Annotated in this window: 16 protein-coding genes; 5 read left to right on the top strand and 11 right to left on the bottom strand. The window is 61.9% G+C overall.

Translation table 11 applies throughout. The features are described from left to right. Window positions 1-653: 653 nt before the first annotated feature. From JMY28_RS32990 to vgrG, 3 genes are read right to left on the bottom strand one after another with little or no spacing between them, the layout of a single operon-like run. On the bottom strand, window positions 654-1,256 hold the full coding sequence (locus JMY28_RS32990; RefSeq protein ID WP_201700081.1) for a hypothetical protein: 603 nt from the start codon (window positions 1,254-1,256) through the stop codon (window positions 654-656). 3 nt (window positions 1,257-1,259) lie between these two features. Continuing rightward, on the bottom strand, window positions 1,260-3,041 hold the full coding sequence (locus JMY28_RS32995) for a peptidoglycan-binding domain-containing protein (RefSeq protein WP_201700082.1): 1,782 nt from the start codon (window positions 3,039-3,041) through the stop codon (window positions 1,260-1,262). A gap of 12 nt (window positions 3,042-3,053) precedes the next feature. Then, window positions 3,054-5,678, bottom strand: coding sequence for a type VI secretion system tip protein VgrG (vgrG, locus tag JMY28_RS33000; protein WP_236597161.1), 2,625 nt, complete (start codon window positions 5,676-5,678; stop codon window positions 3,054-3,056). Between the two features lie 788 nt (window positions 5,679-6,466). Here vgrG and JMY28_RS33005 point away from each other — a divergent pair. Then, window positions 6,467-6,991, top strand: a complete 525-nt coding sequence (locus JMY28_RS33005; RefSeq protein WP_201700083.1) for a nucleoside 2-deoxyribosyltransferase — start codon at window positions 6,467-6,469, stop codon at window positions 6,989-6,991. A 29-nt stretch (window positions 6,992-7,020) separates the two neighbouring features. On the opposite strand, the gene JMY28_RS33010 is transcribed toward JMY28_RS33005, so the two are convergent. The 4 genes from JMY28_RS33010 to JMY28_RS33025 all read right to left on the bottom strand — a co-directional run bounded on the left by JMY28_RS33010 (window position 7,021) and on the right by JMY28_RS33025 (window position 12,147). Then, window positions 7,021-8,694, bottom strand: a complete 1,674-nt coding sequence (locus tag JMY28_RS33010) for a S10 family peptidase (protein WP_201700084.1) — start codon at window positions 8,692-8,694, stop codon at window positions 7,021-7,023. Between the two features lie 123 nt (window positions 8,695-8,817). Next, window positions 8,818-10,467, bottom strand: coding sequence for a S53 family peptidase (locus JMY28_RS33015; protein ID WP_201700085.1), 1,650 nt, complete (start codon window positions 10,465-10,467; stop codon window positions 8,818-8,820). A gap of 381 nt (window positions 10,468-10,848) precedes the next feature. Beyond that, window positions 10,849-11,739 carry a UTP--glucose-1-phosphate uridylyltransferase GalU gene (galU, locus tag JMY28_RS33020; RefSeq protein ID WP_201700086.1) on the bottom strand — a complete coding sequence of 297 codons (891 nt, stop codon included), beginning with the start codon at window positions 11,737-11,739 and terminating at the stop codon, window positions 10,849-10,851. A gap of 264 nt (window positions 11,740-12,003) precedes the next feature. Then, a complete protein-coding gene (locus JMY28_RS33025) occupies window positions 12,004-12,147 on the bottom strand; it encodes a hypothetical protein (RefSeq protein ID WP_201700087.1) in 144 nt (47 codons plus the stop codon). Between the two features lie 199 nt (window positions 12,148-12,346). Between JMY28_RS33025 and JMY28_RS33030 the strand changes: the two genes are divergently transcribed. After that, window positions 12,347-13,534, top strand: coding sequence for an acyltransferase family protein (locus JMY28_RS33030; protein ID WP_407945568.1), 1,188 nt, complete (start codon window positions 12,347-12,349; stop codon window positions 13,532-13,534). Window positions 13,535-14,126: 592 nt separating this feature from the next. On the opposite strand, the gene JMY28_RS33035 is transcribed toward JMY28_RS33030, so the two are convergent. The 3 genes from JMY28_RS33035 to JMY28_RS33045 are packed head-to-tail and all read right to left on the bottom strand — an operon-like array spanning window position 14,127 to window position 20,262. Beyond that, entirely contained in the window at window positions 14,127-16,613 is a 2,487-nt protein-coding gene (locus JMY28_RS33035; RefSeq protein WP_201700088.1) for a glycosyltransferase family 4 protein, read from the bottom strand. Further along, window positions 16,610-18,076, bottom strand: coding sequence for a flippase (locus tag JMY28_RS33040; protein WP_201700089.1), 1,467 nt, complete (start codon window positions 18,074-18,076; stop codon window positions 16,610-16,612). The genes JMY28_RS33035 and JMY28_RS33040 overlap by 4 nt, the downstream gene beginning before the upstream one ends. A gap of 29 nt (window positions 18,077-18,105) precedes the next feature. Beyond that, window positions 18,106-20,262, bottom strand: a complete 2,157-nt coding sequence (locus JMY28_RS33045; RefSeq protein ID WP_201700171.1) for an NHL repeat-containing protein — start codon at window positions 20,260-20,262, stop codon at window positions 18,106-18,108. A 400-nt stretch (window positions 20,263-20,662) separates the two neighbouring features. Between JMY28_RS33045 and JMY28_RS33050 the strand changes: the two genes are divergently transcribed. From JMY28_RS33050 to JMY28_RS33060, 3 genes are read left to right on the top strand one after another with little or no spacing between them, the layout of a single operon-like run. Then, a complete protein-coding gene (locus JMY28_RS33050) occupies window positions 20,663-21,757 on the top strand; it encodes an acyltransferase family protein (RefSeq protein WP_201700090.1) in 1,095 nt (364 codons plus the stop codon). A 37-nt stretch (window positions 21,758-21,794) separates the two neighbouring features. Next, window positions 21,795-22,838: a GDP-mannose 4,6-dehydratase gene (gene gmd, locus JMY28_RS33055; protein WP_201700091.1), complete on the top strand. Its 1,044-nt coding sequence runs from the start codon at window positions 21,795-21,797 to the stop codon at window positions 22,836-22,838. Further along, on the top strand, window positions 22,825-23,781 hold the full coding sequence (locus JMY28_RS33060) for a GDP-mannose 4,6-dehydratase (protein ID WP_201700092.1): 957 nt from the start codon (window positions 22,825-22,827) through the stop codon (window positions 23,779-23,781). Before gmd ends, JMY28_RS33060 begins: the two co-directional genes overlap by 14 nt. A gap of 80 nt (window positions 23,782-23,861) precedes the next feature. Here JMY28_RS33060 and JMY28_RS33065 read toward each other — a convergent pair whose 3' ends face one another. After that, window positions 23,862-25,019: a glycosyltransferase family 4 protein gene (locus JMY28_RS33065; RefSeq protein WP_201700093.1), complete on the bottom strand. Its 1,158-nt coding sequence runs from the start codon at window positions 25,017-25,019 to the stop codon at window positions 23,862-23,864. Window positions 25,020-25,037: the final 18 nt, after the last annotated feature.

Consider the following 25,037-nt stretch of genomic DNA (forward strand, 5'->3'; position numbering starts at 1 on the left):
GGTTTCATGTCGCCAACCCAGTTCATGCAAGACTGGCTTGTGGCTCAGCGGACAAGGGATGCGGCTGCATAACCCGTGACCTCTGGAAGGCGAAAAACCGGGGGAACCTCAATGTCTTTCGCCGCAACATTCAAGCAAATAGAAAATGATAAAAAAAGCAACGTGAAATATGTAAATTCACGACTCATCGAGTCCCTCCTGAGATCAGAAATATCATCTTCTATCTCACTCATCTTTAACGGTAATTTGCATATGGTGGCATCGAACAAGAACCCTGACCTGTTGCGTAGGTCGGCGCAAGTGTAGCTAGCCAGTCAACATGAACCTGCTCCACCGTCCCGACTACGCGTGGCTGCGCAAACGGCCCAGGCGTTGGGGCAGAAATTACCGGCGCACTTGTTATGGGACCAACGTAAGCATGGGGCCATCGGCATGCGGAGTCATACCACCCGAATCTCCCTGTCGAACTAGACCAGTCTGTGGATGAACTCCAGCCTGGGGGTTGACCTAACTCGCACCGGCAAGCAGATTGCGCGATGTCGTTTCTGGCCGGCAGAGTCTGGTGAGACCAGGACCATAAAAAGCATCGACCGTGGCGCGGTCCAACCAAACCAGTGATATATGACTGAGACTGCTCGCAATACTTACTTGATCTACTCGGGTGTACTTGCGGAGTCTGCGGGCAAAGCTAGTTCTGCGTCACTGCAGTAGTGCGTCAGTTTCGGATTGGAATCCGGGGGGCCATACTTCTTTCTTTTCGGGTCGAATACGATCGTATAGCTGCGCTCCTGCGTATCGCCGATGCTTTCGCTATAGCAATCACGTGTGACACGAAGCTTTAGCCAACCCGTCATTCTGTCCATCGCATCGGGCTTAACGGTAGTGAAAAAATCATCCACAACCTGCACAAAGTTTCCATCACGACATTGCGCAAACAGCATGAAATGTGCCACGTCGTCGTTCCCGTAACCCGTTGAAAAATCTTTAATCACATAGTCATTCAAGTGATCGGAATTGAGATGAATACGGCTGTCCACAAATGTTTTCCCATACGTCACCGTATATAGGCAGTCTCCACCACCGTCGGCGGGGCATACACTTACCATTTTGTTTTTATATTCTTTGATGGCAAACTTGCCAGCAACGCCTATTGCACACTCGCTACTTACCCCAGTCACTGCATAGCTTGTCTGGACGGCGAGACTGCATGCGCCGAGAACCATGCCTAAAAGAAAATCCCGAGTTACCATCTTCATACTTTATAGGCCTCCCGAATCAAGGCTAAAGGAATTTCTGGCGTCCCGTAGGCTACCTAGTTCATTCCCCAACGCATAGTGTCGATCGGCCCTATTAGGGTAGTTGGGCCATGCGGCCAAGTTCGCCTGCGTGGCGTTCACTGCCGTTGCGTCGGAGAGAAGTTGTGACGTCAGCGCCCTCTCATGTGCATCTGTCCATTGCGCCAACGGAAGTGTCCACGCAAGCGTCGGATTAGCATTGATCGCGCTTTGTATCGAACTGCTGACCCGATGCCCAGTAACATGCGCCGGCCGGTAGATGTGCCATCGAAGCAATATGGCTACCGCCTTTTCGGAAGTGAATATACGACCAAGCGTAGATACGATTGCTGAAGGCCCCGACCCTGCATGTACCGGAACGTCAAGAACGTCTCGGAGCCGATACCGCACCATATCCCACATTGCCCGCTGAACTTGAGCGACGGTGCGCCCGGCCATTATCATTCTGAAGAACCAGTGCCATGTTTTAAAATAGTTGGCTTCATCTGCGGCCCGATCCATGTCAGTAAGATTCGGAATGTCATTGGGAGCTTGCACAGGATCAGTATTGTCGCTATGGGTTTTTATCCAACCATTGAATGTCCGCTGATGGGCGTTCCACAACGTCCCTCGGTCGGTAGCTGTCCACTCACTTGATCGCTTCCACAAATTCGAAGGATATAGGCCGAAGTTACCGAAGGCTAACAGATAACTATCTTGATCTTTGGAAAGTACGTACGCCAAGAAGCCCGGCAACTCACCATTGTGGTATCCATGCTGAGGCATCAAACCCATCGTCCAATGGCAAGGTCCCAAGGAGGTCAGTGCGTCGTCGTATGCATTGACCGAGTCAAATGCTCCCATGCACTCCTGTTCTGCGGCCGCACGTACGACGCGGTACGTAGAAGTTGTGGCGCTGTTTTGGTCTGCTTGCAAGGAGGCCAAGGTAGTTGGCGGGCCAATCAAACGATCTGGTGTCATCTCGGCTTGCCGCCATGTCTGTTTGGGTACTTCGCTCGCAGGCCCACCGTATCCGGGGTAGCGATAGTAGCTTCCCAAAGCATGGTATTCGTTCGGATTACAACCGTTTGGATAGGAATAGTAGCTCGAGAAATCTCGGTAATACATCCGGGGACGAACATCTGTTATCTGGTCGCTCCTCCAGATATTAACGCCGCGTGCAAATAAGGATGTGCGCTGGCCCTGCCGATCTATTCCCCACGCCTCGATGACGACAGGGCACCGAAAATTATTGGAAAGCCAGTGGTCAATGGCTCTTCGCGTTCGCGCATTTACGATACCACTGATTGGCCCAATATACCGAGCATCGTTGGATACCGAGTCTAGGGTACCGACGTAGTAGGACTCCGGTGGGTTAGCCCCTGGTCTCGCACCGAGTGCGGAAACATCAACTGCTGATTGCCCGGTTTTCGGTGAGTATTGCTGCAAACGCTGAGCGTTCAACCTGGCAACGTTTTTCATGCGCGCGTAGCACTGGAATTCCCTTACAGCCCATTCAGTATACCGATCAAATTTTCCGTTCGCCTCATGAATAATCAGAAATCCAATAGAACGCAAGTCTCGTTGCAACTTCTGCACATACTGTGGCACGGTAAATGTCGCACCACTCGCGTCCTGAGGGGTCTGGGCAGATGTGCCAGCAGGCGGTGGCGGATTCTCAATGCCGCCCCAGCGCGGAGGATGATTTTTATTAGGGCTGCCATCGTGGTCGTCGCGCTGCAAGTTAAAGTCACCGTACAAATCCATTTCTACCCCACCTTAAACGTCGTGACCTGAACCTAAGGCCGTCAACACATCCGGTTTTAGATCTGCGTGGGACTGCCTATCAGACGCATCTTGAAAGCGTTTCCATGCCACTTGGCTCTTGGGACCAAAATCGCCGTCGACCATGCCGTCGTAGAAGCCCAAGTTCTTCAACCGCGATTGAATGCCCTTATGTTCATTGGTTTGCATCTGTTGGCACACTTCAAGGTCCCAAATCCACGGGTGACTGTTTGACCCGAAGGGGAACACAGTCAACTTGCCTTTGGTCACCCCTTTGGCCATCGGATGGTTGATGATGCCGTCGGCAGGCACCGCTCCCTGGAAGGTCTGCGCGCCGAGCTTAAGGGTGTAAGGCTTGCCTGCGAAGGTGGATTTCTCATAAGGCCGAGACAGGCGCACAACGAACTGGTCGAGGGTGGATTGATTGGGCAAATAAGGCGGAATAGATAACGATGCCCTACCTTGCTTTTGGATCGTAATGGTTTTGATGAACAGATCGAATGGACCACCGAGCGTGATGCTGCCGTCCTTCATGTGAATGAACGCACCACCGCATTCGAGGACGATTTCCTTCGCCGCTGCCAGGTTGACCTTTCCATTGACGCTGGCGACGTTCACATCCTTGTCAGCAGTGAACGACATCGGCCCGTCCTGCGCCTGAAAATCGACCGGACCTTTAGCTGCAAGAATCTTGATGCCAAACTTCTGCGCGAACAGCGATATCTTCTCGCCCGCTGCGACCGTGAAGCGTTTCAGCACGCTCCAGTCGGCGTTCTTCCCGGCCACGGTCGAGATGCTGTCCTGTGCCGCGAGCTGGATGCCCTGACCCGCCACAATGCCCGCCGAGGCAGGCGTGCCCATCAGCAGCCCCGGCTTCTTCAGGCCGTCGAAATCCTCCTTCATCTGCTGCTGCGCGTCGGTGTCGGCAGGCTCGGCCTTCGCGCTGCTGGCGGATGCCGCCAGCGCCTTCGCCATTTCCAGCGCACTTTCGAGCTGCGCGATGGTCTCCTGCATGTCCAGTTGCTTGCCTGTGGCAGCGGGACGGTCGTATGCCGTCAGGAACAGGCCCTTGCCTGCGCGGTGGACGCCCCAGCCCGATGTCCGGACCTCATAGCCCTCACCCCGGTATTCGAGCTTATGGTTCACCAGATAGCCGAGATTGAGCTGCGACTTGCCTGAGTGCTCGGTGCTGAGCTTGATGCCTTCCTGGCCCACCCAGTCCTCCATGCGCAGCTTGTTGTTCTTCTGCGTGCGGATCATGTTGCGCGAGAGCCAGCGGCGATCATTTGTGATGAGGTCGCGCGCCTGGCTGTGGTGGTGGAAGGCGGTGATTTCAGGCTTATCGGGATCCCCATCCCGAAATGAGATCACTGCCTCGTCGTTATCGAGGGCGACAAAGTGCATGCCGGTCTGCAGCTTTCCAGCGAACGGTTTAGCGAGGCGCAATGGCACGCTTTCGCCACCCTTCGGCCAGTCAGCAAAATCCACATCGAACCGGACGACGTAATAGCCGACAGAATTCAGATAGCCGTAGGTATATTTGTCAGGAGTGCAAATTCTTGCACTGAGTGTGCCGGCGATCTTGGGCCAGCCTTCCGGCTTCAGTTCAAGACGGAAGCGCCGGTCAGCAGGGATCGCCTTGTAGCTGTTGGTGTAAGGCTTGTCGCGCGCGGCGCTGTGCGCGATCTCGACGATCACCTGGCCGTTGGGCGCATCTGGCAGGACGATGTCCGTCTCGAGCAAGCGCGCGCACTGCAGCTCCAGCACATTGCTTTCGCCCTCGTAGACGACCTGCCGCGCGAGCGCCGCCTCGTGGCGCAGTTGCGCCTCCCATTTTGCGCCCTGTTGATCGAGGTGATTCGTCCCATAGATGTATGGTTGACCGTACGTCGTCGGGTCCTGCGGCGCCAGATTCGCGCTATCTCTGAATCTCTCCCACGCGGATTCCGGGTTGTAATCGGCGACGGTAAAGGACTGCGGCACCGCGATGTTGTGCGTCTTGAGTGACGTGATCGCTTCTACACCGCCGGCTTCGAGCCCCGCCGCTTCGCGGTACGGCACGATCAGCCTGGGATCGTAGAGATAGTGATCGATGTCATCTGCAAAGACGACCTGGTCGCCGTACTCGGTCTCGACGATGTAGCAGTAGATACCGGATTTCTGCATCAACATCTGGACATATGCCAGATCGTCGACACGGTACTGGAAGCGAAACAGGTGCTTGAGATACCGGTTCCTGAGCCGGAACGACATTTGGTGATCCTTGATGCCGTGACGACGCAGGATTGCCGCGATGATGTCGGGAGTCGACTGGTGCTGATAAATCCGGGTATCGTGGACTGCGGCAAGCCGGCCGAAATGGGACTTCAGGACTATCTCGTATTGCGAGAGGTCTTTCGAAGTTTTCACGTTTGAAATGCGCTCGATGAATCCCGAGAATTTTCTCGGGACGCCATCGTCTGGCACGATGGTGAAAACGGCATCCAGATTGAGAAAATCGGCACGTGCAAGCTGCTGCGGGTGGGTCGCGACGATGCGCACTTCGCTTGCGGCACCCATCTTCTCGGTTGCCTTGAACGACACCACCGAGAGCGCTGCCGCGGCGGGCGTAGCTGGCATGTCCAGGTGAAACGCCTGCCTTCCCGGGATGGCAAGCAATACGTCTTGCAGATCTGCCACAGGCCTGGCCTCCTTGCTGATTGTCGTGGGAGACGCGGCCTGGTGCGTTAGGACTGCAAAGGGTAGAAAGGCCGCGGCGTGGGGCTCATACAGCCCAACCCGCTTTCTACGCCTGCCGCAATCCCGCCTCAATAGGCTCCGGTCAGAAAATTGCAACGGCTTGACGGGCCGCAAATCTGCCAACGATGCGCGTACAGCCCGCGAGCCCGAGTCTCGCCGTCACCCGGTGAATCCTCACGGGTGCTGGAGCGCAAAACCGGCTCGGTGAGGTTTGTACTTCCCGTGTCGCGTCGTGTCGTCCCGTTCAGCCAGGCCGCCCGATGCGAGCCGTTTCGTCGGCATGCCGCCGATCGCCTCAGGCGCGGCAGTGGCGCTGCGGTCAATCCGGTTGCGGGGCGTTTTGGCGTGTTTGCGTGGCGCGCGTCACGGATGAGCGCAACAGAGCGCCACGCCGCCCAAGCCGACCACGAGGGCCGACATACCGGTTTTGACATGTCGCAAGCCACACCCGCCACCAAGCCACATGCGCGGCCCCGGCATCGCATTGCGCGGCGCGGGACCGCACGTCCGACGCGAACCTCATTGATCACAGGGCGTGCGACTGCGCGGCTCACAATTCCGCACGGCAACACGCAAAGCGCATCATCGAAATCTCGCCGCCCCAAAGCCAAGCGCTAGAATCGTCGAACTCACTCTCGACAAACCCCTTGCATGGAGGACCGCGCGCCATGAATTCGACCCCGCTGCCCCGCCGCCCGCGCGTGTATCTCGCCGGCTTCGACGTCTTCCGGCGCGACGCGCTCGAGCACGGCGCACGCCTCGTCGCCGCGTGTGCGGAATATGGCTTCGAGGGCGTCTATCCGCTCGACGCGCAAGTGCCCTCGAACCTCGACGGTCCGCGCCAGGCCGCATGGATCTATCGCGCAAACGTCGAAGCGATCCGCGCCGCCGATATCGTGATGGCAAATGTCAACGACTTTCGCGGCCCCGGCGAGCCCGACTCCGGCACCGCCTTCGAGATCGGCTATGCAGCCGCACTAGGAAAGGAAATCTGGGCCTACGCGTCCGACGAAGGCACGCTCATCGAACGCGTGCCATCCGTGCCCGACGCGCAGGGGCGTGTGTGCGAGCGCGGCTATCTGGTGGAAGATTTCGGCCTGGCCAGGAACCTGATGATCGCGTGCGCAGCGCGTCTCGTGCAAGGCGACGCGCGCGCGTGTCTCGACGCGATGGCGCAGGGGCGCACGCGATGACAGCGCGGGCGTTTGCGCAAGCGAGCGCTTCAATGATGCATGGTGCTCATCGTGCTCATGCGCTGGAGGGCGCGAATGCGCGCCACCGCGGGGCGATCCGTCACGGCGACCTGATAGAGCTTCGCGAGGTCGGCCTTGAGCGCCGTGCGTGAGCCCGCGTCGAGATACACCATGTGCCCCGAGGGATAGAAGCGTGCGCTCAGGTTGTTGCGCACCTTCTGGTCGAGGAGAGGCATCTTCTGCAGGTCAATCACGGTCTGGTAGAACGGCGTGACGAAGTCGTAGTAGCCGTTCGCCGAAAGCACGCGCAAATCCGGGTTCAGCGCCATCACCGCCGCGAGATCGCCGGCCGTGTAGAGCACGATATTGCCCTGCGCGTCCACGCCCTTTTGCGCGCCCGTCGGATCGATATGCCCGAAGTCCCAGTTCTTGAACGCCTGATCGTTCAAGTCCGTGAACGACGAGTTCGTGCGGAACTTGAGCTGCTCGTTCAGGTAGCTGTTCCACATCGCCGTATAGACGCCGCTCACCGCCGTCATGGTGGGATCGTTGCCGCCCGAGTTGGGGTCGATGTTGCCGGCAATACCCGTGTCGATGGCGGTCACGCGGCCGTCGTACGAGCCGAGCGCCACGCCCTTATCCTTCATGAGCGTGGTGAGGAATAGCGAATTGCCGCGGCTGTCGTAAGAGGCGATGTCGAGATTCCACGACTCCAGCGTTTGCGTGTCGATGCCCGTGTATTGCGACAGCGTCTTGAGCGTAGCCGGAATGCTCTTGTCGCCAGGATCGGGAAACTTTGACAGCGCCTGAAGATAATCGGTGCGCGCGAATTGTGCGACCTGCGTGGCGAACGCCTGCAAGTCCTTCGGCGCGGGCGTCACGCCAAGGCGCTTGTGGTACCAGGCGTCGGCGGCCGCCGTGGGCAACGCGCCCACCGGATTGCCGCTTTGCGTGTAATCGAGTATCGACGACTGCAGCGTGATGCCGTTCAGATCCACGCCATCCTCATGCAGCCGGTAGGCGAGCACGCAACTGCGCGCCGTGCCATACGATTCGCCATAGAGAAACTTCGGCGAATTCCAGCGATCGTTCGCCGTGAGGTAGCGCTTGATGAACTGCTTGAGCGAATCCGCGTCCTGATCCACGCCCCAGAAGTCGCGGTTGTGATGCGGCGCGATCGCGGCCGAATAGCCCGTGCCCACCGGATTGATGAAGATGAGGTCGCTCTTGTCGAGCAGGCTGTCCGGATTGTCTTCGAGCGCATAGGGCGCGGGCGGCGTGAAGCCCGGCATCGAGGTCTTGATGCGCTTGGGCGCGAACGAGCCGAGCAGCACGAAAACGGAAGACGAGCCCGGGCCGCCGTTGTAGAAGAACGTGACGGGACGGTCCTGCGCTTGCACGCCGTCCTTGGTGAACGCCACGTAGAACATCTTGGCACTGGGCTGCGAGCTACTCGGGTCGACCGTCACGAGATGACCCGCCGTTGCCGTATAGGCGATGACTTCCTTGCCGATCTGAATGGCGTGGTGCGTGATCGCGGCGTTCTCGGTCACGTCGGTGACGAAGTCGTCGGGACCGTTGCCGTAAGCGATGGGATCAAAGCAAGGCTGGTCGGTCTGGGAGCGATGCTTGCCGTTGCCGCTCGCGGGGCCGGCCCCTTGAGCGCCGCCGTTGCCCTTGGTGGACTGCGCTTCGTCGTTCATGTCGTCTCCACTTTCTGTGTGTTCGCGTTTGAGACAGTGAATGCAACTTCGAATGCAACCTCTCATGCAACCCGCATCGCGCCCGCCCCTTCCTTCTCGTCGCGGCGGCATGCCGCGCTCATCCTACGCCGAGCCGAGCGCCGCTGCCACCTTGCTGCCCACCGGCGTGCCGAGGCCCGTACAGGCGTCCCAGCCGGGCGCCGCCGAGAAGTCGCCATTGCTGCCGCTCGTCACGTCGTTGAAGGCGCTGGGCTGCGCATAGAGCTTCGCATTCGCGAAGCCCACGGGCGTGCCGCGCGCCGCGTTGATACGCGCGATCAGCGCAGCCCACAGCGGCGCCACGGCGCTCGTGCCGCCCACCACGGTATCCGTGCCGGCCACGCGCACCTCGTAGCCCGTAGCCGGGTCGGCGTCGGCGGCAACATCGGGCACGCCGCGCCGCACCAGTGCGCCGGCCCCGCCGCTGCCACGCACGACGCGCAGGCCCTTTTGCCAGTCCGGCAGCGCGAACGTCGCGCTCACGCCGCCGCCGGTCGCGCCGTCTTCGCCGTCGCTCCACACGGTTTCCTGCGAGATGCGTCCGTTCGACGCCGCGATGTGCGTGCCGCCGCAGCCGAGCGCATAAGGGCTCGACGCGGGAAAATCGACATGATCGGCGCCGTCGCTCACGCCGTCCGACGAGCCGCTGTCGCCCGAAGCCGCGCACACGGTCACGCCGAGCGCGACGGCCGTTTGCAGCGCGTCGTTCAGCGCGCCGAGCGATTGCTGCGACCACGCCGACTCCGGCGCGCCCCAGCTGATCGAGATGACCGATGGCTTGCGCTGGCTGTCGTGCAGCGCCGCGCTCACCGCATCGACGAAACCGGCCTCGCTGTTCGGCGCGAAATACACGGCGATGAGCGCACGAGGCGCCAGCGCACCCGCAATTTCCACGTCGAGCGTGACTTCGGCGTCGGGCCCGTTGGGGTCGCCGGTCGGCGCGTTCGTCACCTGATCGACGGAGACGTCCTCCACGCGCGGCGCGCTCACGCCAAGCTCCTTGAAATACGCGGTGAGGTCCGCCGTGTCGTATCCGCCACCCATTTCGATGAGGGCAATGCACTGGCCGCTGCCGTCACCCGCGGGAAAGCTGTAAAGCTCCGCGAGTTGCAAAGGCGTGAACGACCTGGTCACCGCGCGCGCGGCGCGGATTGGCGGGCGGATCGGGGCGCCTGGCACGCCTGCCAGGGTCTGCGCAGCGGTAGCCGGCGCATTGGCCTGATTCGTCGGCACGAAGCGAAAGTGCGGCTGCGCCTTCGCGCGATTGTCGAGCCCGACCACGGCGGTGACGACCTCGTGCATGTCGTCCGGCAAATGCAGGGGGCCGCTCGGCTGGTGATAGTGATGCGTGGTTTTGCCGACCTGATGCTCGAAACGCTGCAGGTCGATGCCAAAGGCCGCGTTGTACTGCTGCACCGAGCCCGAGAGCACGACCCGGCGCGCCGAGGCATCGGCCTCTTCTACGGCGAGGCCGTGCGCATTCGCGAACTGCTCGACACGCTCGATATCGGCGGCGCTAGCGCCAAAGCGCCGCTCATAGTCCTCGCGCGAAACCGGCCTGGCGGCGGGATCGTTCGCGGTGAGCCTGTCCACCAGTTCGTGGAATTCGGCCGACGCCTGACGCCGCAGGATCAGCACGATCTTGAAGCGCTCCGCCGGATCGCAAGCGCCGACGCACTGCGCGCCAGCGGGCGCGGGATGTTCACTGCCTGCCACGGGAAGCTGCCTGGTCATGGCCGGTTTCTCCTTCGTGAAGCGCATGCGTGTGTCGGGATTCTGGCGCTCGAACACGCGTTGAATGACCGGAGTTCCGCGCGCCAACCCGCCCCGGCATGCCGTACCAAATCTTTGGGATATTCACGCAGCATCGCCATCGCACGAGCGGCCAGCGGCGCAGCGCGAATGCAAACGAGGCAGTGTGCGCATTCGGCGTGCCCGCCACGATCGTTATACACCGATGACGATTGCAAATCTCTCCGGGCGCAGGCGCCAAGCCACGTCGCGCAGGTCGTTGGGGGGAGTGCGAGATGCGCGAAAAGCGCGCGGGCACTACGCCCGCGCGCTTCGAATTGCCCGTAGCGTGGTTGCGCCGCGATGGCGTTTTATGCCGCGCTTTTATGCTGCGGCAGCCAGCGCGGCCGGCAGATGCGTTTGCAGATACGCTTCGAACTCCTCCTTCACCTCCGGATGGCGCAGCGCGAACTCCACCGTCGCCTTGAGATAACCGAGCTTGCTACCGCAGTCGAAACGCGTGCCCATGTAGCGGTACGCGAGCACCTGCTCTTCGGTGAGCAGCGACTGCAATGCATCGGTAAGCTGCAGCTCGCCGCCCGCACCCGGCTTCAGCGCGCGCAGATGTTCGAAAATTGTCGGCATCAGCACATAGCGGCCCACCACGCCGAGATTCGAGGGCGCGACTTCCGGCGCCGGCTTTTCGACAATGCCCGAGAGCTTGAACACATCCTCTTCCCACTCGCGGCCATCGACAATGCCGTACGACGCGCTGTTTTCACGCGCGATCGATTCCACGCCGACCACCGAGCTGTGATAGTGATTGAACGTGTTCACGAGCTGCTTCATGACGGGCGTGGGGCTGTACAGCAGGTCGTCCGCGAGAATCACGGCGAACGGCGAACCGCCCACGAGCTTTTCCGCGCACAGCACGGCGTGGCCCAGACCGAGCGCCTCGGCCTGGCGCACGTAGAAGCAGTCCACATTGGCCGGCTTGATGCTGCGAACGAGGTCGAGCAGCTTTTGCTTGTTGCGGGCTTCGAGTTCGCATTCGATCTCGTATGACTTGTCGAAATGGTCTTCGATCGCGCGCTTGCTGCGGCCGGTCACGAAGATCATTTCGGTAATCCCCGCAGCGATCGCCTCTTCCACCGCGTACTGAATGAGCGGCTTGTCGACGATCGGCAGCATTTCCTTCGGGCTCGCCTTGGTGGCGGGCAAGAAGCGCGTCCCAAGGCCTGCAACAGGAAATACCGCTTTGGTTACTTTGAGCATGATGTCCATTTCCAGATCGTTCGTTTGAGTCTCGGTCTCGCAGCGAGGCAAGCCGACTTCCCCGAGGTTCTGCCTTGGCAGATTCTTGTATTGAACAGGATTGTTTACCGTCTTTTAATGAATAAAAAAAGCCAGTAAATCCAGATTGTGTAATTCCAGCATAACACCGGAAATTATTGCCATTCACTCTGAATAATTTCAAGCAAACCGGCATGAATTTCCTGATCCGGTTTGTGTCAATGACGCGTCTCGTTCGGGCGCAGTCTACTCCGCTTCGTCGGTGGGCGGCAAGGCGCCGGAGCGCGTGCGTGCGCGCCGGATGGGCTCATTGCGCAAGGCCTCACGATACGCGGACACCCCCACGAGTATCAACAGCACGGCCACGCCGGCCAGCAAGTGCAGGTTCATCGGATTCTCCAGCGACCATAGTCGATCACACTCAAACTAGCATTCCAAATTCCATAAATAAATCGCTTTGTTTTTCAATCCATTTATTTCTCCATTTCTCTTATGCTCGCGAATACATTTTGAAAATCTTTTGCTTACTTCACTCGCGCGCGCGCCCCTAAGATCGCCGGGTACCCTCCCCAAGGACCGGCTGACACCGATGAGCGACCCCGTACTCCAAACCGCCATGCCGCCTGCCTCCGCGCTGCCCGCCGCCGCTGCGACCACTGCAGCGCGGCCCACGACCGCGGCCCGCGAGCTTGCAGGCGACCAGTTGATCGAGGCTCTGCGCGGCTTTGCGGCCCTGCTGGTGGCGTATTTCCATTGCCGCCAGGTCACCTGGATCGGCATGGGTGCGTTCCACCAGCTGCACGCCAGCCTTGCGAGCCCCGGCACTATCGCCGCGTGGCTCACGTTTCCGATTGCATGGGGATCGGCGGGCGTGCCGATTTTTTTCGTCATCAGCGGCTATTGCATTCACCGCAGCGGCGCCGCGCGCCTGAATGCGAACCCCAATTTCCGGCTCGACGCGCGGCAGTTCTGGCTGCGCCGCTTCGTGCGCATCTATCCGGTGCTGCTCGCCGCGTTGCTCCTCACGCTGGCTGTCGATTCGATCAGCCTGTCGCTGCTTCCTGTGAGCCACAAGATCAACGGCATCGGGGCGCGCGACTTCTTCGTCAATCTGTTCTCCCTGCAAGGCGTGGCCGGTAAAACGTATGGCTCGAACGGCGCGCTCTGGACCCTTTCGCTCGAAGTGCAGTTCTACCTGCTTTACCCGCTGCTCTTCGCCGCGCGCCGCCGTTTTGGCCTGAATGTCGTGCTCGCCGCCGTGGCGCTCGTCAACGTCGTATCTGCGTTGACACTGGAGCGGCACGACATCGTCGTCTTCACGTCGTACTGGTTCTCGTGGATGCTCGGTGCGTGGATCGCCGAGGTGCGCTTGCGTGGCTCGTCCGGCTTCCGTTTTGCCTACTCTGCTGCGGCGCTTTTCGCTGTGGCCGGTTGCGTGGCGTTCCACTTCGGTCAGTTCGGCGCGTTCCAGCTCTGGGCCTGCGCGTTTGCCTGCTATCTCGTGAAGGCGCTCGCGCAGCCCGCGCCCGTGTCTTTCGGCGTGCTGCACTCGCTGTTCTCTAAACTCGGCGATTTCAGCTACTCGCTCTATCTGATCCATTTGCCTCTCTTCGTGCTGCTCGGATCGCTGCTGTTCCGCTCCGGGCTGCAGACGTCGATCTGGCCGTCGTTTGGTTTTACGCTTGTCGTGATTCCGGTGGCTTGGGTGTTCTATCGGCTCTTTGAGCGGCCTGCGCTTTATGCCGCTGCGCGGCTCAGGAAACGGGTCAGCGCCTGACGTTTGGCTCCTTGGCGCTTTGGCCTTTCCTTGATTTCGCGTCGGTATGCAAGCGTTGCCCCTGTGCGGGGCGGCACCTACTTTTCTTTGCAGCGGCAAAGAAAAGTAGGCAAAAGAAAGCCGCTCACACCGCCAATGCCTGCCACGGTTCATCTCGCGCCACCACAGTTAGTGGCTCCGGAGCGTCTGTCGCCTCGCACCACCCAGGTTAGTGACAAAGGGCTCATTCATCCCGCTGCTCGCTACGCATGCAGCGGCCGGGTTTGCAACGGAAACCAACGGTATGGATGAGGTGGGCGAGAACTCGCGCGCCCCGATGGCTTTTGGTTATGCCCTTCGGGGCGCGGAGCGCCGCCGGAAGGATGAGCGCCTTGTCACTCCGGTTGTGGGCGAGTGGTGACAGACGCTCCGGAGCCACTGGCATGTACGGCCAGAGGTGAACTGTGGCAGGCGCTGGCGGTTTGAGCGGCTTTCTTTTGCCTACTTTTCTTTGCCGCTGCAAAGAAAAGTAGGTGCCGCCCCGCACAGGGGCAACGCTTGCATACCGACGCGAAATCAAGGAAAGGCCAAAGCGCCAAGGAACCGCAACCCCTTACCTGCCACGCGCAACAACACCGTCAAGCACACGCTCGACAGCATCGACATACCGCTGCTTACCGAACCGCTCCCGCGCGGTAGCAAGCCCTTGCACAGCAAGCCCTTCCCGCAACGCCGCATCATCGTGCAGCCTGGCAATCGTCGCAGCCAGATCCTTCGCATCGCCCGGCGTGCAGAGCAACCCGCTCTTGCCGTGTTCGACGATCTCGATCACACCGCCATCCCGCGAGGCGACCACCGGCCGCTGCGCCAGCATACCCTCGACGACCACACGGCCAAACGGCTCAGGCGTAATAGACGTATGCGCGATCACATCGACCGCACGCATGCAAGCCGCGATGTCATGCCGAAAGCCAAGAAAATGCACGCGCGCCTGCAACCCATTCGCCTCGACGAACGCACGCAGTTCCGCAGCATAGGCATCCTCACCGAACAGCGGTGCACCCACCAACACCGCATGCGCCCGCGGCTCGTCGAGCAACGCTTCGAGCAGCACATGCTGACCTTTCCAGCGCGCGAGCCGGCTGAACGCACCCACGAGGAACGCGTCCTCTGGCAGCCCGATTTGCGCGCGCAATTGCGCCTGCGGCACACGCGCAAGCGCACGGAACGGCGATTCGTCCACGCCGTTATGCACCACGTCGATGCGCTTCGCGTCGAAACGTGTGAGTTGCGCGAACACTTTCGCCGAAGCGTGCGAATTGGCGATCACATGCGCGAGCCCAAGCTTCGCGCAGCCCTTGATCACGGCCCGCTGAACGCGGCCGAAGTGCTCGTCACTCACGATGTCACGCAAATGCCAGACCACCGGCTTACGCGCAAGCTTGCCCGCGAGCACGCCGATCACCATCGCGCGTTGCGTGTTGGCGTAGAGCACGTCGGCTTCGCGGGCGCGGCGGCGCGTCTCGCGCACCAGCGCGGCAATTCCCGCGAGCACGCCCAGACGCGGTGCCGCGCCGCCATCGCGGCGCACGTTGCTCAAGGCGCCCGAATCAAGCACCTCCACGCGCGCGCCGGCCTTGTCGAGCGCCTCCCTGAAGGGCCCGTCGTTGAAGAGCAGCACATCGATGCGCGAGCGCAATCCCTTCACCACTTCGAGCAGCGATAGCTCGGCGCCGCCCAGCACGCCGCTCTGGTCGATCGCGAGCACGCGCGACGCTTTCGTTGCGTTCGCATCGATATCGAACGGCGGCGCGCCGTGAGCGGAGCCCACCTGTGAGATCGACGGCACCGCCTTCGCCACGCGTGCGAAAAACTGCTCGCGGAAATGCCGTGAAGAAAAGCGCTCGGCGTTCGCGCGGCAATCCTCGGCGCGGAATCGGCCCGGATCGCTTTCGAACGAATCGACGGCCGCGATGATCGCGTCTGCGCTTTGTTCTTCGAAGAAGAGGCCCGTGGGGCGCGAACCGGTATCGCGCACCGTTTCGAGCGCGCCGCCCTTCCCGAATGCAATGACGGGTGTGCCGCAAGCCTGCGCCTCGACCACGGAAATGCCGAAGTCCTCTTCCGCCGCGAACACGAAGGCCTTCGCGCGCCGCATGCGGTCGTGCAGTACCGCGAACGGCTGATAGCCCAGCACTTCCACGTTGGGCGTCGCCTTCGCGCGCACCTTGTTCATGTCGGGACCGTCGCCGATCACCACGAGGCGCCGCTCGGGCATGCGCGCGAACGCCTCGACGATCAGGTCGATCTTCTTGTACGGCACGAGGCGCGAGGCGGTCACATAGAAGTCTTCTTTTTGCGTTTCAAGCTCGAACGCGTCGATATCCACGGGCGGATAAACCACCTCGGCTTTGCGCTGATACACCTTCTGAATGCGGCGCGCAATGAACTCCGAGTTGGCGACGAACTGGTCCACTGAATTCGCCGTGCGAACGTCCCAGTTGCGGATGTAGTGCAGGATCAGGCGCGCGAGCATCGACTTCGGGCCGCGCGTGAGGCTCGACTCCTGCAGGTACTGATGCTGGAGGTCCCATGCATAGCGAATCGGCGAATGCACGTAGCTGATGTGAAACTGGTCCGGTCCCGTGAGCACGCCTTTGGCGACCGCGTGGCTACTCGAAATCACCACGTCGTAGCCGGATACGTCGAGCTGCTCGATGGCGAGCGGCATGAACGGCAGGTACGCGCGATAACGCTTGCGCGCGCCGGGCAGCTTTTGGATGAACGAGGTCGTGGCGCGCTTGCCGCGCAGAAACGCGCGGTCCTTCGAATCGACGAAGTCGACGACCGAAAACAGGTCCGCGTCAGGGAAGCAGGCTAGGATCTGCTCGAGCACGCGCTCCGCGCCCGCGTAGGTCACGAGCCAGTCGTGCACGATGGCCACGCGCGGCGCACGGCCTGCGGCGAGGCTTGGCCGCAAGGGCCGCAGCGGCATGACAGCGCCCGTTTCGGCGCGTCGCGGTTGGGTGGCGTCGCGCCGTTGAATGGGCGCGGCAGCACTTTCGGACGGCGCCGCTTCGTCGATCAGTTCGTGACTCATGCGCTTTTCCGTGAATTCAGTCGAAAGAGAAGGGAACGGGCGTAGCCGCGCAGCATGGGCGTGGTCGCAACCGACCACACCACGTTGGCGAGCGCAAGCACGACACCGGCGCCGATTGCGTACAGCGCATCCGGCAGCCACCACGCAAGACCGAGCGCAGCGGTGAGAAAACTCAGGTGTGCAAACATATCGACGATGATCGTGCGGCTATGAATGCGCGAAAGCCACAGCAGTACGACGTAGTCGAACAACGCGCGAAACAGCACGGCGGCGGCGGCACCGGGTAAGCCGAAACGCGAAATGCCGAGCCATAGCAGGCCTGCGAAAAGCGGCAGTTCCACGAGCCCCACGCGCGCGGCGGCAGCCGGATTGTTTTGCGACTGGATGAGAATGCGCGTCACGCCCGCCTGCCCGACGAGCCATACCGCGATGATCAGCACGCGCCCGACCGGCGCACCATGCTCCGCGATCACGGGCCCCACCCACGCATGCAGGAAGGGCTCGAGCACGACGATCGCGCCGATCGCGATGGGCGTGAATACGGCATTGAGAAATTGCAGCGACTGCGCGGCGATTTCATCCGCATGCTCGCGGCCCAGCGCCGAGAGGCGCGGAAACAGCGTGCGCACGAGCGCATTGGGCACCATGTTCAGGCGCGTGACGAGGTTTTGCGGCACCGTGTAGTACGTGACGAAGCGCGCGCCAAGGCCCGCACCCAGCATCATGCGGTCGAGCGAATCCGCGACCATCGTCGTCATGCTCGCGACCAGCATCCAGCCGCCGAAATTGAACAGTGCCTTCGAGGTATCGAGGCGCGGACCGCGCACCTTGCGAATGCCGAGTACGCGCAGCGCCGAGCGGCCGAGCAGGATGGCGGCCGCGAGACGCGCGAACACGGCGGCGGCCAGCACAGTCTGCAGATTCGGCTCGTACGCCCAGGCCGCGGCGAGCGGAAGCAACTGGAACAGGAACGTGCCGAGCGTCTGGTTCGTGTTGTAGATGCCGAAGCGCTCCGCGCCGTTGATCGCGCCCGCAAACACCCATGAGACATTCGCCACTGGAATCGCCACGGCGAGCCAGGGCAGCGCGAGATACACCTCGTGGCGCAATTCGGGCGTGACGTGCGTGAAATACGCGGTATAGAGTGCGCCGCCCGAATAGATCAGCAGGCCGCCAATCGCGCCGGTCGTGAAATTCAGCCAGAAGGCGCTCCAGAACACGCGCTCGCAGGCGTCGGCGTCTTTGGACGCATACGCCTTCGAGATCTGGTTCTGCGCGGCCATGCTCATGCCGAGATCGAGCACGCTGAAGTAGCCGATCAAGGTCCACACGAGCGCGATCACGCCGTAGCGCTCCACGCCGAGCAGGCGAATATACGAAGGCACCGTGACGAGCGACACGAAGGTCGGCAGCACGAGACCGAACAGATTGATTGCGACGTTGCGCAGTATTCCTTTATCCATTAGGTATCCAGTTGCGTGGCCCGTGAGGGTCAGGCCGGTTTCCAGCGGTACATGAGCACCTTGCCGCGCGCGTCTTCCTCGACGAACACGAGGTATTCGCCGTTCCCTTCGCGATGCGCGGTGATGCCGAACGGCACGTCGACCCAACCCGAGGTGTTGCCCACTTCCGCGCCGGGCCCGAAGGTGCCGATCTCCTTCGCGCTGTCCTTGTCGTACACATGCACGTTGCCCGCGGGTTCCACCACGAACACGTACTGGCCTTCCACCGTGAGCCCCGCGGGCGTGACAGGCGGCCTCGCTTTCGGGTCCCACGGCAGGCGCAGCATGTAGCGCTGCTCGGGGTGGCCGCTCGACCACTTGTCGTAGCGCACCAACACGCGCCCGGCTTCCTTCCAGAAGCCGGGATCATGCGGGGCGTCGGCCGTATAGCCCGTCACGTAGAGCGTGTCGGTCTGCGGTTCGTAGATCGCGCGATGCACCTCGGTAAACGGTGCAGGAATCGCGTACTTGTCGAGCTTGTCGTACGAGTAGATCGGGTTGCCCTTCGCGTCGAGGCCGCCGAAGCGAAAGCGCCAGATACCCTTGTCGTCGCGCGCGCGCCAGATGTCGCCGCGCGTGTCGATCCACCAGCCCCACCCGCCTGCAAGATGGTCGCGGCCCGGATTGCGCGTAAATTCGTCGGCGTCGAAGGCACCGTTGCCGTTCGCATCGCGCCAGATCCAGTCGCCGCCTGGCGGCGCGTTGGGCACGTTCTGCACCCCGCGGCCGCGCCCCGCGATGAAGCCCGAGGGAATCGCGGTCTCGCCGTCGCGCTGCGCGTCGAAGCGATAGATCTTCAGGTGGTCCGCGTACATGTCGGTCAGGAACAGGAACGTGTGCCCGTTCAACGCGCGCGCGGTCGGCAAACCCGGCCACTGGTCAGTGTGAAAAACCGGGTCGTCGGGATAGCGGAATCGATTAGACAGGAATCCGACATATTTCCAGTCCTGCCCCGGTGGCTTCGACAAATCGAGTTCGAAACGCTTGTTGCCCGTATAAACGCTGTTGGGGCGCTGCGGGTCCACCCACGCGCCATCCACGAAGAGCAGGCCTTCCAGATTCCACAGGCGCTTGCCCGCAGGCGTATACGCCTCCAGCGTCGCGCCAAGACCCGCGCCGATGCTATCGTCGTGCTGCGGCCCGACGCCGTTGGTCGAGACATAGATGTTGCCGCGCGCATCGGTGCCGACGCCCGTCAGGCCGTTGAACCGGCCCGGCCCCGGCCGGCCCGCGACGCCCGAGAAGATGCCGCCGCGCTCGCCGAGCGTGGCGCTCTGCGTCCATGTCTTGCCGTTGCGCGTGAAGATGAGGATCTGCTGGCGCGGCCCGTTATCGGCGATCAGCAGGCGTTGCTGAGGATCGAACGCGAGATCCACGGGTAACGAATCGTCGGGCAGCGCGAGCGTGTCGTCGAGGCGCTTGCCATCCGCCGAATCATGCTCGATGCGCGGGTGAGCGCTGCCCGCGCCAGTCAGCACCCACACCGACCCATCGGCCGCGAGCGCGATACGGCCCGGCGCCTGCACGTCCCATTGCGTCTTGCGCTGCATCGAGTTCGCGTCGTACACCTCGATGCGGTTCATCGGCGTGTTGCTCACGTAGAGCGTCGAATCCGTGGCGGCGAGTCCGCCAATATCGGCATGTGTGCCCACGGGCACTTCGTTGATCTTCAGGAACGACGCGGAAAGCTGCGCATGCGGATTGATCGGATCGGGCGAAGTCTGAAACGCGGCGGCACGTTTGGGCTCGTCGAGCGGCCGGCGCGTGATGCCATACCACTGACTGCCCTTCGCAGGCCAGATACCGCTGCCGACGAGATGACCCTTCTCGTTGCCCACGCCAACCGCCGCATACAGATAGCGATGATTCACGGCCACGGCATTGCCGCCGGCGCCGCCCCAGCCATGCGTGCCGCCGGCAAAGCCGAGCGGCTTGCCGTCCTGGTACGCGCTGATCTCGGCGCCGCTCTCGTCCCACGGCGCGTTGGTGAACACCTTGCCTTCGGGTGTGACGGCAATGGCCGTGACGTTGATTTGCATCCACGCGCCCTGGCCGTTGCCAAAGGTATTGCCGATCCACGAGGTCGTCACGTTGAGTTGCGGCGCGGCGATGGTCTGAACCGAAGACGTGCAGATAAACGTGCACATCGCGGCTAGTGCCAACGTCCTGCGCAAGCGGCGATCGGGATTCGATAACGGCAAGGCAATTCCTCCGGTCTGATGACGGCAATCTGCCAGGATCATGCCGCACAAACCGTATGAAAAATCGCCCCTAAAAAATGGAAAATAATTCAAAACAATTCAGTATTTATGACCCATTTCTGAGTGATCTGGAAATAAATCCAAGAACTCAGTCGTAAAGCCTTTAAGCCAGATGCGGCGGGAACTAGGCCGGTTTCCAGACAGCCACGCGGATTTCATATCGCGCAAATTCCGGCATTTCAATTTAAAAATTGATCACCAATATATTTCGGCTTTTTTGAATATTTAATTCTTTCTAGAATGAATCGCGAAGCAATCGCGCATGCATGAACCCACCGGAGAACCGATGACCGTTAGCCGCCGAGTCAATCAGCCAGGCCCCGCCGACCATTCCCACCGCATCGTCCAGCTGGACGGCCTGCGTGCTTTCGCCGTGCTCGCCGTGTTCGCGCAGCACGCGTTGCACGCGCCGCTGTGGATGGGCGTCGACCTGTTCTTCGTGCTGAGCGGCTTTCTCATCACCGGCATCCTGCTCGAGCGCAAAGCGCGCGGGCAATCGTATTTCAGCTACTTCTATGCACGCCGGGTGCGCCGCATCCTGCCGCCTTACGTGCTGCTGCTCGTGGTGTCGTCGCTGCTCTTCGGCTTCGGCTGGGCGCACTACTGGCCGTGGTATGCGTTCTTCGCCACCAATATCGGCGACGCGCTCGGCCAAAGCGGGCACGACAGCCTCAACATTCTCTGGTCGCTCGCCGTGGAAGAGCAGTTCTACATCGTGTGGCCCTTCGTCGTGCTGCTCCTGCCGCAGCGGCTCATGGCCGTGGTGGCCGCCACGCTCATCTTCCTCGTGCCCGTGCTGCGCGCCGTCGCGACGCCGTGGTTCGATACCTACTGGCCGATTTACTATCTCACGCCGTTCCGCATGGACCTGCTGGCCGCCGGCGCGCTGCTCGCCGTGCTCGTGCGCCGCGACCGCAACGCGCTCGAGCCCTTCAAGTGGCCCGCCGCCGTGCTTTTCTTCGCGGCGCTCGGCGTGCTGGCCTGGCTGCATCTGCACTACCCGCGCTTTCGCGCCATGAATACGCCGCTCTCGAACGCGATGCTCTATAGCATCTCGCTCGTACTCTGCACGTCCATCGTCGTGTTCGCGCTGCAATCGAAAGGCATCGTACGGCGCCTGCTGTCGAACCCGGTGCTCGTGTATATCGGCACGATCAGCTACACGATCTATCTCATTCACCTCACGATTCTCTATGCCGTGTGGTCGCTTCACTACGGCCGCATCGAAAGCGCCGCGATCGCGCTCGTCCTCACGCTCGCCTATGCGAGCGCGAGCTGGTTGCTCTTCGAGCGCCGCCTGACGCGCGGCCCGCGCCGCCGCCCAGCGCTCGAGCCGGTGGACATCACCGCGCGCGTGAGCCAGTCGAGCCCGCAATCGTAATTCCTGAATCCCGTTCGCTACTTCAAAGGCACATCATATGAACGAACGTCGCAAAGCGATCATCACCGGTGTTTCCGGCCAGGACGGCGCCTACCTCACGCGCCTTCTGCTCGACAAGGGCTACAACGTCACCGGCACTTATCGCCGCACCAGCTCTGTGAACTTCTGGCGCATGAATGAGCTGGGGATCCTCGACCATCCGTCACTCGAGCTCGTCGAGCACGACCTCACGGATGCGGGCTCGACCCTGCGTCTCGTCGAGCGTGCGCAAGCGCAGGAGGTCTACAACCTCGCGGCCCAGAGCTTCGTGGGCGTGTCGTTCGACCAGCCCGCCACGACCGCCGAAGTCACTGGCATCGGCGTGCTTAACATGCTCGAAGCGATTCGCGTGGTGAATCCGAAAACGCGCTTCTATCAAGCTTCGACCTCCGAAATGTTCGGCAAGGTTCAAGCGATCCCGCAATGCGAGGAGACGCCGTTCTACCCGCGCAGCCCCTATGGCGTGGCCAAGCTGTTCGCGCACTGGTCCACCGTCAACTATCGCGAGTCTTACGACATCTTCGCGACGAGCGGCATTCTCTTCAACCACGAGTCGCCGCTGCGCGGGCGCGAATTCGTCACGCGCAAGATCACCGACAGCGTCGCCAAGATCAAGCTCGGCAAGCTCAACCTGCTCGAACTCGGCAACCTCGACGCCAAGCGCGACTGGGGCTACGCCTCCGAATACGTGGAAGGCATGTGGCGCATGCTGCAGGCCGATGAACCCGACACCTACGTGCTCGCCACGGGCCGCACCGAAACCGTGCGCGACTTCGTGAAGATGGCCTTCACGGCGGCCGGCATCCAGCTCGAATGGTCGGGCAAGGGCGAGCGAGAAACCGGCATTTGCGTCGCCACGGGCCGCACGCTCGTGCGTGTGAGCCCGCGCTTCTACCGCCCCGCCGAAGTCGATCTGCTCATTGGCGACCCGACCAAGGCGCAGAAAAAGCTCGGCTGGCAGCCACAGACTTCGCTCGAGCACCTCTGCCAGATGATGGTCGCGGCCGACCTTGCGCGCAACGAACGCCATGACACCTTCTGATCCCGCTAGCCGTCCGCGCGCGCTCATCACGGGCATCGGCGGCTTTACGGGCCGCTATATGGCCGCACGCCTCGCGGCGGACGGCTACCGTGTCTGGGGCACCGTTCGGGCCGGCGAATCGCTAAGCGAGGAGGCCTTCCCGTTCGGCGCCACGGCGATCGAAGCCGACCTGCTCGAGCGCGGCGCCATCGCGCACGCGCTCGAGTCCGTGCAACCCGACGTGGTCGTGCATCTCGCCGCGGTGGCCCACGTGGCCGACAGCGACGTTGCGCGCACCTACGTCGTGAACGTGGTCGGCACGCGCAACCTGCTCGAAGCCCTCGCGCAGCAGAAGCACGTGCCGCGTGCCGTGCTGCTCGCGAGCAGCGCGAATATCTACGGCAATGCCACGAACGGCGTGATCGACGAGCACGTCGAGCCCCAACCCGCCAACGACTACGCAGTCAGCAAGCTCGCGATGGAATACGTCGCGAAGCGCTTTCAGGCGCAATTGCCGATCATCATCGCGCGCCCGTTCAACTACACGGGCGTGGGCCAGTCGCCGGACTTCCTGGTCCCGAAGATCGTCGAGCACTATGCACGCGGTGAAAAGCAGATTTCGCTTGGCAACCTCCACGTGGCCCGTGACTTCTCCGATGTGCGCGACGTAGTGAACGCCTACGCACGGCTCATCGAAGTCGCGCCGCGCGGCGCCACCGTCAACGTCTGCTCGGGCAGTGGCCAAACGCTTGGCGCGCTGCTCGGCATGCTTGCGCGCATCGCCGGCTACGAGATCGAGGTGCACGTCGATCCGCGCTTCGTGCGCGCCAACGAAGTGCGTCAGTTGATCGGGTCTAACGCGAAGCTGCGTTCCATTGTCGGCGACAGCGCGCGCAAGTACCTGGAGGACACGTTACGCTGGATGTACGAAGAAGCCCGCGAACGCGTGCTCGAAACGCAGTAACCCCCTGCTTGCTTTCTCGCTTCTACACATCAACCGCCGCTCTCCCGAGCGGCGGTTTTCTTTTGCTCTAACGACCCGCTTCAGTGCGCGGCGATCGCTTCCGCGTAAACACCGGCCACGCGCTTCGCGATCACCGCGTTATCGAAATGCTCGCGCGCATACGCCTTGCACGCCTCTTCATCCGGCAGCTTGATGCGCCCCGAAAGTGCTCCGTCGATGCCATCGGCGATCGCGTTCGCACCCGTGGCCGGCAACACGAGGTCCTGTGACAGACCGGCCACCGCTTCCGGCAGGCCGCCAACCGGCGTCACCAGCACCGGCGTGCCTGCGGAAAGCGATTCCACCGTAATCAGGCCGAAGCCCTCCAGCGCGACCGTCGGCACCACGCTCAGCGTTGCCGCGCGATAGAGCGACGGCAGATGCGCGTCGGGCACGAAGCCGAGAAGCTTCACGTTATCGGCCAAACCCGCTTCGTCGATGCGCTGCTGCAGTTCGGACTCCAGACGGCCTCGCCCCGCGATCAGCAGCAGCACGTCAGGATGGCGTTGCTTCACCATCTTGATCGCGTCGATCAGATCTTCCAGACCCATGCGGCGCACGAGGCGGCGCACGGCCAGGATGATCGGGCGGCCTTGCGGCAGCTGGAGCCTCAGGCGTGCTTCGGCGACCGTGCAAGCCGGGTCGAAATGCGCCGTATCCACGCAGCCCGGCACGATGCGCACGCGCTCGGGCGAGATGCCATAGCGACGCGTGAGAATGTCGCCAAACGCCTTCGAAAGCACGATGAGCCGCGACGCACGCTCATACACCGACTGCTCCAGCGAGTGCTTGATGCGCTGGCTCAGCGTGGCCGCGCCTTCCACGAAGCTTTCGTCGGCCCACGGTCCCTGGAAGTGCGAAACCTGCGGAATGCCGCGCGTGACGTCGAGCCCTGGGAAGGTGTAAAGCGCGAAGTGCGAGGAAATCACGTCGGGACGGTGGCGGCGAATCTCACTGCGCAGCGCGCGGCGCGCGTCCATGAGTCGAAACGGCAGCGAGCGGGAAGCCGAGCCAAAGCCGTGGATCGCGCCGCCGCTGTCCTGGGCCACCTTGGGCGAGCCAGCCACGACGCCGCGCACGCGCACGCCCGCACCCGGCAGCGCGCCAACCAGCGAGTAGTACATGCGGTCGAGCCCGCCTGCGCGCTCGGGAAACCAGTGCATGCCGATCTGCAGCGATTGAATGGATTGTGTGGTCATCGCGTGTCCTTATTCTGC

Origin of the sequence: Paraburkholderia hiiakae, from assembly GCF_904848665.1 — a bacterium.
Lineage (GTDB): Bacteria > Pseudomonadota > Gammaproteobacteria > Burkholderiales > Burkholderiaceae > Paraburkholderia > Paraburkholderia hiiakae.